The 12,287-nt window shown below is 46.3% G+C and carries 11 protein-coding genes; 7 read left to right on the top strand and 4 right to left on the bottom strand.

The features are described from left to right. Positions 1–6: 6 nt before the first annotated feature. Complete coding sequence (gene rpsI / locus BC792_RS06610; RefSeq protein WP_148908197.1) at positions 7–393, bottom strand: 30S ribosomal protein S9; 387 nt, start codon at positions 391–393, stop codon at positions 7–9. Positions 394–404: 11 nt separating this feature from the next. Next, on the bottom strand, positions 405–848 hold the full coding sequence (rplM, locus tag BC792_RS06605) for a 50S ribosomal protein L13 (protein WP_148908196.1): 444 nt from the start codon (positions 846–848) through the stop codon (positions 405–407). Positions 849–1,194: 346 nt separating this feature from the next. Between rplM and BC792_RS06600 the strand changes: the two genes are divergently transcribed. From BC792_RS06600 to BC792_RS06580, 5 genes are all read left to right on the top strand, one after another. Beyond that, complete coding sequence (locus BC792_RS06600) at positions 1,195–2,910, top strand: tetratricopeptide repeat protein (protein ID WP_148908195.1); 1,716 nt, start codon at positions 1,195–1,197, stop codon at positions 2,908–2,910. Beyond that, positions 2,900–3,679: a lipoprotein insertase outer membrane protein LolB1 gene (gene lolB1, locus BC792_RS06595; RefSeq protein WP_148908194.1), complete on the top strand. Its 780-nt coding sequence runs from the start codon at positions 2,900–2,902 to the stop codon at positions 3,677–3,679. Before BC792_RS06600 ends, lolB1 begins: the two co-directional genes overlap by 11 nt. 98 nt (positions 3,680–3,777) lie before the next feature. Then, entirely contained in the window at positions 3,778–5,049 is a 1,272-nt protein-coding gene (locus BC792_RS06590) for a murein hydrolase activator EnvC family protein (RefSeq protein ID WP_148908193.1), read from the top strand. Between the two features lie 75 nt (positions 5,050–5,124). Then, the gene (locus BC792_RS06585) at positions 5,125–5,325 is read left to right on the top strand and encodes a twin-arginine translocase TatA/TatE family subunit (protein WP_148908192.1); all 201 of its coding nucleotides are present in this window, start codon (positions 5,125–5,127) and stop codon (positions 5,323–5,325) included. Between the two features lie 166 nt (positions 5,326–5,491). Further along, entirely contained in the window at positions 5,492–6,928 is a 1,437-nt protein-coding gene (locus BC792_RS06580; RefSeq protein ID WP_148908191.1) for a lytic transglycosylase, read from the top strand. 27 nt (positions 6,929–6,955) lie between these two features. Here the strand turns inward: BC792_RS06580 and BC792_RS06575 are convergent, their stop codons facing one another. Both BC792_RS06575 and BC792_RS06570 read right to left on the bottom strand, forming a co-directional pair. Further along, positions 6,956–7,471: a phosphoribosyltransferase family protein gene (locus tag BC792_RS06575; RefSeq protein WP_148908190.1), complete on the bottom strand. Its 516-nt coding sequence runs from the start codon at positions 7,469–7,471 to the stop codon at positions 6,956–6,958. Between the two features lie 315 nt (positions 7,472–7,786). Beyond that, positions 7,787–8,362, bottom strand: coding sequence for a C40 family peptidase (locus BC792_RS06570; protein ID WP_148908189.1), 576 nt, complete (start codon positions 8,360–8,362; stop codon positions 7,787–7,789). Positions 8,363–8,816: 454 nt separating this feature from the next. Between BC792_RS06570 and thrA the strand changes: the two genes are divergently transcribed. Further along, the gene (gene thrA, locus BC792_RS06565) at positions 8,817–11,264 is read left to right on the top strand and encodes a bifunctional aspartate kinase/homoserine dehydrogenase I (RefSeq protein WP_148908188.1); all 2,448 of its coding nucleotides are present in this window, start codon (positions 8,817–8,819) and stop codon (positions 11,262–11,264) included. 9 nt (positions 11,265–11,273) lie between these two features. Next, a complete protein-coding gene (locus BC792_RS06560) occupies positions 11,274–12,257 on the top strand; it encodes a homoserine kinase (protein ID WP_148908187.1) in 984 nt (327 codons plus the stop codon). The last annotated feature ends 30 nt before the right edge of the window (positions 12,258–12,287 follow it).

The following is a 12,287-nucleotide window of genomic DNA, read 5'->3' as shown; positions in this document are numbered from 1 at the left end:
CTTTGATTAACGTTTACTGAATTGGAATCTTCTACGTGCTTTGCGGCGTCCTGGTTTCTTACGCTCAACCATACGGTCGTCACGTGTCATCAAACCTTTTGCACGTAAAGCTGGTTTCGCCTCTGGGTCAAGCTCTACCAACGCTTTTGCGATTGCTAAGCGTACCGCTTCTGCTTGTCCTTTGACACCTCCACCTTGAACGTTAACCTTTACATCAAAATTTCCTGCAACACCAGCTACTTCTGTAGATTGTGTAACAATGTATTGCAAAGGCAATGTTGGGAAATATTCTTTATAATCCTTACCGTTTACGGTAATGTTTCCGCTACCAGCAGCTAAGTAAATGCGGGCAACAGCAGTTTTTCTTCTTCCTGAAGTGTTAGTTGTTGACATGTTTGCTCTCCTTAAAATTTAACTGGTTTTGGATTCTGTGCTTCATGTTTGTGCTCTGTACCCGCATAAACATAAAGGTTTTTGAATAATTGACGGCCTAAACGGTTCTTTGGAAGCATACCACGAACAGCTTTCTCAATGATGCGCTCAGGATGTTTAGCCATTAATTCCTTTGGAGAAACAAAACGCTGACCGCCTGGGTAGCCTGTGTAGCGAACATATACTTTGTCGCCTAGTTTGTTTCCTGTCAATCTAACTTTGTCTGCATTGATAACAATCACGTTATCTCCACAGTCTACGTGTGGGGTGAACGTAGGCTTGTGCTTTCCGCGAATTACTTTCGCAATTTCGCTTGCCAAGCGCCCCAAAATCTCTCCTTCAGCGTCAACAACGATCCACTCCTTGTTAACGGTGTTCTTGTTGGCAGAGACAGTTTTGTAACTTAACGTATTCACTTGCTTTTATTTAATTAATTAATAAATGTATAACTCCTCTTGTAATCCCTACAATGAGGTCTGCAAAGGTACGATAAATATTTTTAAATTTAAAAATGAAATATAAAAGAAGTGCATGCATTATTCCGCCGCGATAGGATGTTGATTCACAGAGTCCTGTCCTCGCTCTGATGTTTGCCGCTCTATCGCCCCACGGCGGGGCGATAGACAACATCGCCAACACCGTCGGTTTCGTCACAAGCTCTTGACATTGTCAATATTTAACATGTTTTAAGATGGAATAAGTAAACTTTTACTTTTTTTTGCCATCTTTATAATTATAGAGTGATAGCAAGAAGGACATTAGATGAATATTTATAGAAGTGTAGTTTGCCTGGGTATATTTGCAGCGGTGTGTCTTGCGGGACCCCAGAATGCGTACGCCCAGCAGCATGTAGCAGAAGATAAGCCCTATAAGCAGGAACTGGCAGCGGTGGAAAGCAAGCTTCGTACCGGTAACATTGCTGGAGCGATAGAAAGCCTCGACCAGGTGATAGCCAAATATCCGGAGGCGGCCGAAGTGCATTACGCGAAGGCCTTGCTGTTCGGACAGGCGAGAAATTTTGAGGTTGCTATTCCTCTGGCTGAAAAGGCGTTTGAGCTCGAGCCGAAGAACCTGTTGTTTGCGAACTATCTTGTTGAACTGCATAAAGGTAATGGAGATCTACAGGGCGCATTGCCGGTGGTCGACAAAGTTATAGAGGCGTATCCGGACAACAGCTCGCTTTATCGTGAGAAAATCATGTTGCTGCACGCGAACAGACAATCCGAAGCCGCCTTGCAGACCTACGATACAACCGTTTCGCGCTTCGGAAAAACGGATACCCTCGATGTTATTAAGGCTGAAATACTCGTGGATCTCGACCGTAAGGAAGAAGCCGAGACAACACTGATGCCGTGGTTCCGTGAAAATTCCGGCATCCGGCAAGTATATAGCACGTTAGGCTACCTCTATTTGGATAAGAAAAATGTGAAACAGGCTATACAGGTGCTTGACCGCGGGTTAAAAAATACAAACGATAACCTGCTGTATTTAGACCTGGCCGACGCCTACACAGCAGATAAAAAGGATAAGCTTGCATTTGATGCACTAAAAAAGGCTTTCGACGCAACGGATGTCAACTACGCAGACAAACAGCGTGTGATGTTCACGTTGCTTAGTGGCCGGTCTACGTTTACTCTCGACCAGATTCAGGATCTGGCGAATACGCTCGTTCTAAAACACCCACGCATAGCCGATAGTCATGTAGCTAAGGGAGACGTACTGTGGAGACGGGGTAATCTGCAGGAGGCCCGTTCCCTGTTCTTAACAGCGATAGGAATTAACAGAAACCATGTCGACGCGTGGCGCATGCTCATGAACGTCGAGCTGGCGCTGAATGACGCCGATCAGGCGATCAGCCATGGGTTTGAAGCATTGGAGGCCAATCCTAACAATCCAATATTGCTGTATTTTACGGGGCTGGCCTATATGGTGAAAGATGATACCGATAACGCAAGGAAGATGATGGAGACTGCCCTGGATAACAGCGGACACGAAAACAATTACCTTCAGTCTTTGATTTATGCCGGACTTGGGGATTTATACCATAAGCTAAAGATGGTTGAGGTCTCCGATGTAGCCTATGAGGAGGCTATAAAGCTGGACAGTACGAATGCGACAGCCATGAACAATTATGCTTATTATTTGTCCGAACGGAACGAGAAGCTGGAGCTGGCAGAGGAGCTATCGAGAAAGTCGAACGAGCTGGATCCAGCCTCATCCACCTTTCAGGATACTTATGCATGGGTACTATTTAAACAGGAGAAATATAAAGAGGCTCTGCAGTGGATGGAGAAGGCGATCAAGGGGGCTAATCCATCGGCCGTCCTGTACGAGCATTATGGTGACATACTGTCTAAGGTAGGGAATAGGAAAGAAGCAGTCAGGCAGTGGGAGAAGGCGTTGGCCGCCAGCGAGGGGAGCGGAATTGATGTGGAGAAACTAAAGACGAAAATAACAACAAGGGGTTATGTGGAGTAGAGTTTATTTTTTGATCGTAATGACATTTCTTTTTGCAGCCTGCAAAACGAAACAGCGCGTCACCCTTCCGTCACACGGGACGCCGAAGGCTGTCGATAACGCCAACGTGGCTGCTATAAAGACATTTGAGCTGAACAACTTGGACTTCCATACCTTTTCCGGAAGAGCGAAGACCAAAATAGAGATGAACAAACAGGTTCATGATGTCACCTTACATATGCGTGTACAGCGTGACAAAGCTATCTGGATGTCGGTAACGGCAATCCTCGGTGTTGAAGTGGCGAGGGTGCTGATCACGCCCGATAGTGTGAAGATCATCAATAAGCTGCAGGGCGAGTATATCGGAAAGCCTTTTTCGTATATTTATCAATACACCAACGAGGGGATTACCTTCGCTACATTGCAGGACCTGCTGCTGGCTAATGTTTCTTCGAACCTTTTGCGGACGGAAAATGTGCAGGTGGCCAGCGCTTCGGACGAGTTTATCGTTGTCGGTATAAAAGATCAGCTGTCTTTCCAGTACCGTATCAACAAAACAAACAGACCTTTTAATTTCGTTCTGCAGGAGGTCGGCGGAAGCCAAAACCTAGAGGCGTTCTATAGCGATTTTGCAAATACAGGCGGGTATAATTTTCCGCAAAATATAGCGTTAAATATCGTAGGAGGAGATGTTTCGCTAAAAGCGCAGCTAAACTACAATAGGGTAGCGTTTAACGAGCCAGTGGAGATGCCCTTTTCAGTATCAGCTAGATACAAGGTGCTAGACTAAGTGGGATTTGGAAAAAAGCACAAAAAAATGTGCGGGATAATAAGGTATATCCTTATTTTTGTGGGCTTGCGTTGGCCGACATTAAGATAAAATGGTTCATGGATTTAAAAAAACTTTTATTTAGTTTCTTAATTATATGTGGTTTAGGAATCGGAGCTGTCTCTGCACAGAGCAGTGCCGAATTGAAGAAGCAGCGGGAGAAAATTGATGCGGAAATAGCGGAGTTGACGAAGGTGCTGCGGGCTAAGACACAACAGAAACTACTTTCTCAAAAGGAAGTCAACGCATTGAGCCGCCAATTAGATCTTCGGGAGGATAAGATTAACACCATAAACTCGGAACTGCGGATCATCAACAATAACATACAGTCCAACACGAAGATTGTCAACCAGCTGAAGGCTGAGCTGGAGAAGATGCGGAAGGATTACGAGAAAATGATCCTGTTTGCTTTCCGTAATAAAAACGGATACAATAAACTGATGTTCATTTTTGCATCGAAGGACTTCAATCAGGCTTTTAAGCGGGTTAAATACCTCCAGCAATTCAACGACGCGCGGAAGATAAAAGCTGCTGAGATTGAGGCAACGAAAAAAGAGATTGAGTTGAAGATTGCACAGCTTGAACGCGATCGGGAGATGCAGCAGAAGCTGTTGAAAGAGCAGGAGGCGGAAAAGGCCATTATCGCCAAGGATCGGGCTGAGCACGCTAAGGAGCTGAGCGAACTTCGTCGCGAAGAGTCAAACTATAGAGGGCAGCTTAGCAAGAAGCAGCAGGAGAAGAAACGCATTGACGCCATGATTCAGGCTGCGATCCGAAGAGAAATTGAAGAGGAGCGCCGACGCGCGGAAGAGGCACGGCGTAAAGCTGCAGAAGCTGAAGCTAAACGCACAGGCAAAACGGTGGCCGAGGTAGAAAAGGCCACACCACGTAAATCGGACAGCGAGATCTTGAGATCAACACCGGAAGCAGCGAAGCTTTCGGCAGACTTCAAGTCTAACCGCGGCCGTTTACCGTGGCCGGTAAGTCAGGGGAATATCGTGCGAAACTTCGGATTCGAAACCGTGGAACGCAATGTACGCATAGATAACTCCGATATCGCCATACGCACGGCAAGCAATGCACCGGTGAAGGCCGTGTTCGAAGGGGAGGTTGTGCAGGTGATCGGTAGCTTTGTTGTCATTAAACACGGGGAATATTTTACTTCTTATTCTAACCTGAAGACGGTCTCCGTACGCCGGGGACAGAAGGTCGGACGAGGACAACAGATAGGTACCGCAGACGAGGATCCGGATGCCGGTTATTCGGTGGTGAACTTCGGTGTATTCCAGGGACAGACAGCAATGAATCCATCGTCGTGGCTAGCAAAATAGTTACACGGATTTAAATAATTAAATTATATATTTGTAAGACGTTGATAATGAAAGCAACGTTAAGATTTTAAAACTATGTACACATCGGGATTACTATTTATCGGAACACAGGAGATTATCATCATAGTGGTTTTGGTTTTGTTACTTTTCGGAGGTAAAAAAATTCCAGAATTGATGCGGGGGTTAGGACGCGGCGTAAAAGAATTTAAAGACGGACAGCGTGAAGATCCTAACGAAAATAAGAACGATACGAACAACAGTACGCAAAAGCAGTAACTGGTGTTGACAGGGTTAAAGAGTTTCATGGCGTCGCTATGAAGCTCTTTAATTTTTTATAGGCGGGCCACATACTAAACACGTCGTATTGACGTTTATAAATCATAAATTGATATTGTCTAAATCGTATACCTAGGTAGTGAATTTATTCATAAAATAAAGCCTTATGATAAAAAACCATTTATGGGTAATACCTTTTTGTGTCCTGAGTTTATCGCAATCTACCTATGCGCAGGACATGGCCAACACAGAAACAGAGGAATTCCCATTACACCTCAAGGAGGCAACGACAGCACAACGCGACGTTATCTTTTCGAGTGTTGATTCTTTAAAGCGCTTGTCATATGCAGATGCTGTCCATACGGCAGAAGACTCGGTAATTTTCCATCGGATGCGGAAGATTCAACGAACCGTTCCGCTGGCCTTTAACGAGAAGATAAAATCCTATATAGATAAATATATTTCGCGCAATTACCATCCTTATATGTGCAAGCTACAGGGGCTGGCCGATTACTATTTCCCGATTTACGAAAGTATTCTGGCGGAAAGCAACCTGCCCGACGAAATTAAATATATATCGGTCGTCGAGTCGTCCCTGGATCCACATCTGGTATCCCGGTCAGGAGCGGTGGGCCTTTGGCAGTTCATGTATAGTACGGCTAAGGTTTATGATCTGACCATTGATGGGTACGTAGACGAACGGAAAGACCCTTACGCGGCATGCTACGCGGCGAGCCGTTATTTTAAGGAGGCCTACGATGAGTTTAATGACTGGCTGCTGGCGCTGGCTTCTTATAATTGCGGGAGAGGGGCTGTACGCCGGGCCATACAGCGATCTGGGCTTGAACGGCCGGACTTCTGGCAGCTCAGTCCTTACCTACCTCAGGAAACGCAGAACTACATTCCTAAATTCATTGCGATGACCTATGCTTTAAAACATGCTAGAGAGTATGGTATCGAATCTGCGCCGACAGCATTCTCCTGGGCGGCGAAGCCAGTGATGGTGGAAAATAACGTAGATCTTGATCAGGTTGCCAAAGCTGTCGATCTGCCTGTAGAAACAGTAAGAATGTTTAATCCCTGGTTTAAGCGCTCGGTGGTTGCGGCGAGCGCGGACAAACCCAAACGGCTGATTATTCCAGAGACGACGACGCTTAACGATAGCTTATTATATGCGGCTCTGAATAACGCTCTAAACGCGACGCCGCAGCTGGCACTGGCAGAGAGAACTGGACCCGCCGAACGTAAATATCTCGTCCGTAAAGGGGAGACTTTAAGCGCTGTGTCGCAGAAATTCGGTGTGAGTGTGCAAGACCTGAAAGCGTGGAACAGTCTTTCTTCCAACAGCCTGATAGCGGGCCGTACGCTGATTGTTCAAAAGGAGGAATCTTCGACGCTCGCTGGTGCTCCTGTCCGGCAGGACAAAGATCGGAGCCGGCTCGCAGCTGTAACCTATACGACGTACACCGTCCGTAAAGGAGACACCTTATCCGGCATTGCAATGAAGTTTAAGGGAAGCACCGTAACAAAGATAAAGGCGGACAATAATTTACAGGGAAGCGCACTCCAGATCGGTCAGCGGCTTAAGATCCGGAAGTCGTAAGGGTATTTTAAAAAGTAGAGGTGCGGCTTAGGACAACCAGGCCGCATCTTCCTCTCCATCAAATTCGCTTAAAACAACCTCCACGTGTTCTTTTAGGATAGTGGACAGCTTTAGACCATAGTAGTCGCTGAATAGTGGGAACTGATGATGCGACCGGTCGATCAATACCGCCGTACGCATCTTTTTCAGCGGAACATCCAAAAACATGCCCAGCCCGTACGCGAGGGTACGTCCACTGTTCAACACATCGTCTACCAGTACGATCACTTTGTTTTCAGCGATCGTGATTGAGCCATCTACACTTGCTTCTAATTTCCTTTTTGTCTTAGCAATGGTTACCTTCAGCAGCTCAAAAGATTTTTGAGGTGCAAGATCCCTTAAAATCTGCTGTAATCGTGTCGCGAATACATAGCCCCGATCGGCAATGCCTACTAATACAATTGATTCTTCTTCGAAATTGTCTTCCAGAATCTGGTACGCAATGCGGATAGACTTTTGGTGAATTTGCTCTTTATCTAAAATAAGTGTTCTTTTATTAGACATGTTTTGTGCTTTGTATTACCGAGGTAAAAGTACTAAATCTTTTAAAGAAAAGAGAGACGTGACACGTATATAAGTAGGTCGATCAGTTGAGCCGGAAGCTGTCTGCCGGATGTTCTCGATGGAGTGTCGATAGTGCAAGGCACCGGCTTCGTTGCGGCGGATCTTCCTACAATGTCTTTTTTCGCATACTTCCTATAGGCGGGCGCAAGCCCACTGTTCCCGGGAGCGGTGCCAGTGACAGCGTGGTATATTAACGATAAAAGGTCTGGATGTATGCCCAGACCTTTTATCTTCAGTATTTGGAATTAAGAGAAACTAGTTCAGATTTTTGTTTTCGTCTTCTGCCCCGGCATTTGCGGTCATGATCTTCTCCTCCTCAAACGGCCGGCCGCCATTGTAGTAATAGCGTTTCCAGTAGGCTTCATTTAAGTTGCTTACCATAACACCTCTGCTTGATGAGGCGTGAGCGAACTTGTCGTCTCCCAGGTAAACGCCGACGTGTGTGATATGTCTGCTACGGATTTTGAAAAAGACCAAATCTCCGGGCTGCAGGTCATTTTTACGGATTGGTTTTACGTTAGCATATTGATTACGGCTGTTGTAGCCGATCGTGGTGTTAAAAACATTTTCGTAAACCGCCAAAGAGAATTTTGAACAATCAATACCTCTTTTCGAATCTCCGCCCAGCCGGTAGGGAGTGCCTAGCCATTCGTAAACAAATTGATATAGCTTCGTGTTAGCCATAGCGTTCGATGCAACGCCCATTATTTGTGAGAAATATTCTTTAGCTAGGTTATCAGGATCGGCTGAGGTAGATTTGGTTGTTTGTGCCTGCGACACTAGACATAAGCCTATGAAGAGCATTCCTGCTACTAGTTTCTTTGTATTCATTTGTTCGCTTTAATTACAACTTTACATTTGTCTTGTATTTTCTACACAGACTGAAGCAAATCTAATACATTAAGCTTATGCATCCAAACTATTTCACGATTATTTAACGCGACTTTAACGAATTTTAACAGTTTTTCACATCGCGAATCGATAAGCCGCCCGAATAGCCGCGTAGCTATTCAGCTACTTTCTTGATATTTGTTTTGTGAAATTTTTAAAAAAAATGAAATTTTATTTGATGGTTATGAATATTATCTCCTATATTTAGACTGTTTTTCAAAATAACATGGTTTTACACTCGATTATCATATCCATTATTATTACCACCGGCAATTGTCATCGGAGGAAGTAATTCTATTGTATAAGAAAGTGTACACAAATATAGAGCCTTCCTCCAACGGGGAAGGCTTTTTTTGTTTTCACATGCGCTATTAAAATTATAAAACACTATAAAATGAAAGTATTAAAATTTGGAGGAACGTCGGTCGGTACAGCAGAAAGCATACGCGCTGTGCTTGATATTGTCAAGAGGTCGTATGACGCCGGTGAAAGGCCGCTGGTTGTTCTTTCTGCTATGTCGGGAGTAACCAACTTGTTGACAAGGATGGCCGTTCATGCTGCGGAACGTATTCCTTTTGAGGACGATCTGAAATTCTTGGAGAACAGGCATTTCGATGTTGTGCGAGGCTTGATCGCCGTCAAATATCAAAACCCTGTCTTCACGAAGCTCAAACTCATGCTGAATGAGCTCGAGGAGATATTGCAGGGCATCAGTGCCTTGAAAGAGCTGAGTTTGCAGAGCCAGGATCTGGTTGTGTCGTTCGGCGAACGCCTATCCAATTATATGGTGTCCAAAATAATGGAGCAATACATTCCCACCGCCGAATTTATCGACGCGTCGCACTATGTAAAGACCGACTCCAGCTTTGGGAATGCACATGTGAATGAAGAGATCACCCAACAGCTGATCCAATCGTTGGGACATACGCATGCGGATAAGCTTTTGTTCGTAACAGGCTTTATAGGCTCCAACGATAAAGGACGTATTACCACGCTGGGCAGGGGAGGTTCCGACTATACGGCGGCCATTTTCGGATCGGTGCTCAATGCCACCGCTATTGAGATCTGGACAGACGTAAACGGTATGTTAACGGCTGATCCGCGGATTGTGAAGAAGGCCTTTTCGCAGCCGGTACTGTCGTATACCGAGGCTATGGAACTGTCTTATTTCGGCGCGAAGGTTATCTACCCGCCCACCATGATTCCTGCGTTCCTTAAAAAGATCCCTATCGTCATCCGAAATACATTTGAGCCCGAATTTCCGGGAACAATCATCCAATTCGAAAGCGGCAAATCAGCCTATCCGATAAAAGGTATCTCGTCGATATCCGACATCTCGGTGATTAACCTTGCCGGAAGCGGGATGATCGGCAAGTCGGGGTTCAGCGGGCGGCTGTTTACTTTGCTTGCCCGCGAACAGATCAACGTTGTGTTGATTACGCAGTCGTCATCCGAACATAGCATCACGTTTGCAGTGCACCCAGACGACGCAGTCAAAGCCGTCAAACTGATAGAAGCCGAGTTCGAACTTGAGCTGGAGGCCAACAAGCTGACGTCGCCCACCGTAGAAGATAATCTATCGGTATTGGCTATCGTGGGCGAAAATATGAAACGTACCCCCGGCATGTCGGGCAGGCTTTTCTATGCATTGGGAAGAAACGGCATCAACGTACGGGCCATCGCCCAGGGATCTTCCGAATTAAACATCTCGGTAATCATCGCAAAAGAAAATTTATCCAAGGCGCTAAATGCTGTCCATGATGCATTTTTTGCGCAGCTTAAAAAGACATTGTACGTGTTTAACGTGGGGACAGGAAACATCGGTTCGACATTGTTCCGCCAGATTTATGAGCAACACGACTTTCTCCTGGAGAACAACGATATTGAAATCAAGGTGGTAGGCATATCGAACTCCAGGAAGATGCTGTTCGACCTTAACGGTATAGATTTGGCAAAATGGAGCACTATGCTGGAAAGCAGCGGCGAAATTGCCGACCTGTCATCGTTTATCGAAAGGATGAAGGCAATGAATTTACCTAACTGTGTATTTATTGATAATACTGCCAGCAACCTCCCTTCGACGTACTACGAAGAAATTTTTAAATCCAATATTTCTGTCGTAACTTGTAATAAGATTGCCAATTCGGGGGAATACGCACAATATAAGCTGCTGCACGATACTGCCCGTAAACATGGTGTTGATTTCTTTTACGAAACGAACGTTGGAGCCGGGCTTCCGATTGTGCGCGTGTTGAAGGATCTGATGCTTAGCGGCGACCGGATTCTAAAGATTGAGGCGATCCTTTCCGGAACCATCTCTTATATCTTTAACAATTTCGTGGGCGATGTCTCCTTTTATGATATAGTAAAGCAAGCTCAGGAGCTTGGTTATACAGAGCCTGACCCAAGGGACGATCTAGGAGGAGTAGATTTTATGCGGAAGATGTTGATCCTGGCGCGGGACGCAGGGCACGTGATAGAACCTACAGACGTAAATTTAGGCGCGATTCTACCGGAGTCCTGCCTGCAGGCCGCATCCGTGGACGACTTTTATACCGAACTTTTGAAAGCGGACCAATATTTCAATAGCCTGAAAGAAAGGGCGGAGGCCGACGGGAAGGTTATCCGTTACATCGGAAAACTGGAAGAAGGAAAAGTGTCTATCGCCTTGGAGATGGTGGACGAGACGCATCCATTTTACGCCCTGTCGGGAAGTGATAACATCATTTCGTTTACTACCGAACGGTATAAGGAGCGTCCGTTGGTAGTCAAAGGGCCGGGCGCCGGAGCAGAAGTGACAGCTGCCGGCGTATTTGCAGATTTAGTAAACGTTGGAGCTTAATATACGATAATGGACACACTTGCAAAAAAATATAAACAGATTGATTTCGCTAAAATAGTGGACGAAGTAAGGGTATTTGCCCCGGCGACGGTGGCTAATATGATTTGTGGATTTGATATTCTGGGGTTTGCTGTCGACTATCCCGGCGATGAAGTGCACATGTATCGAGTACCTGAACCGGGTGTACGCATACGGTCTATACGGGGCGACGACGGAAGGCTTCCGCTGGACGCCGACCGTAACACCGTAAGTGCCTGTGTTAAGGCGTTGCTTGAGCACCTGGGCCTGCAGGGGGAGATCGGCGTCGAGATAGACCTTATCAAGCATATGCCCATAGGCAGCGGGCTCGGCTCCAGTTCAGCGAGCACCGTGGCGGGTCTTTTCGCCGTTAACAGTCTATTGGGTAACCCGCTTACAAAGGATGAACTGCTGCCGTTCTGCGTGGAAGGAGAGCGGCTGGCGTGCGGGCATGGCCATGCAGACAATGTGGCCCCGGCACTTATGGGCGGCATAACGCTTGTCCGCGGATACAGCCCCCTTGATGTTATCAAGCTGCCGGTTCCGAACGAATTATATGCCGGAATTGTATTTCCGAAGGTCGACGTGCCTACGCGCGATGCGAGGCAGCTGATCAAGGAAAAAGTGCCGCTGAAGGATGCCGTGACCCAGTGGGGAAATATCGCCGGACTGATTGCCGGCTTGTATGAGGAGGATTACCAGCTTATCAGCCGCAGCATGCACGACGTCCTTATCGAGCCGACGCGGGCGATCTTAATACCTGAGTTCTATGCAATGAAGGATATCGCATTGCAGGCCGGGGCATTGAGTTTTGGTATTTCGGGCTCCGGCCCGTCGGTTGTGGCGATTTCTAAAGGTAAGGAGGGGGCAGAGAAAGCCGCCGCTCTAATCCAGGCACATCTTACCCAATGTGAAATAGAAAGTCTTAAATACGTCTCCGCCGTAAATGTCGACGGACCAAAACTTATAAAGTAAGCTGGTAAGCCACTCGGTTTTTGGTAACCG

It is taken from the genome of Sphingobacterium allocomposti (genome assembly GCF_008124885.1).
Taxonomy (GTDB): domain Bacteria; phylum Bacteroidota; class Bacteroidia; order Sphingobacteriales; family Sphingobacteriaceae; genus Sphingobacterium; species Sphingobacterium allocomposti.
This window is presented reverse-complemented; position numbering and strand designations above follow the sequence as displayed.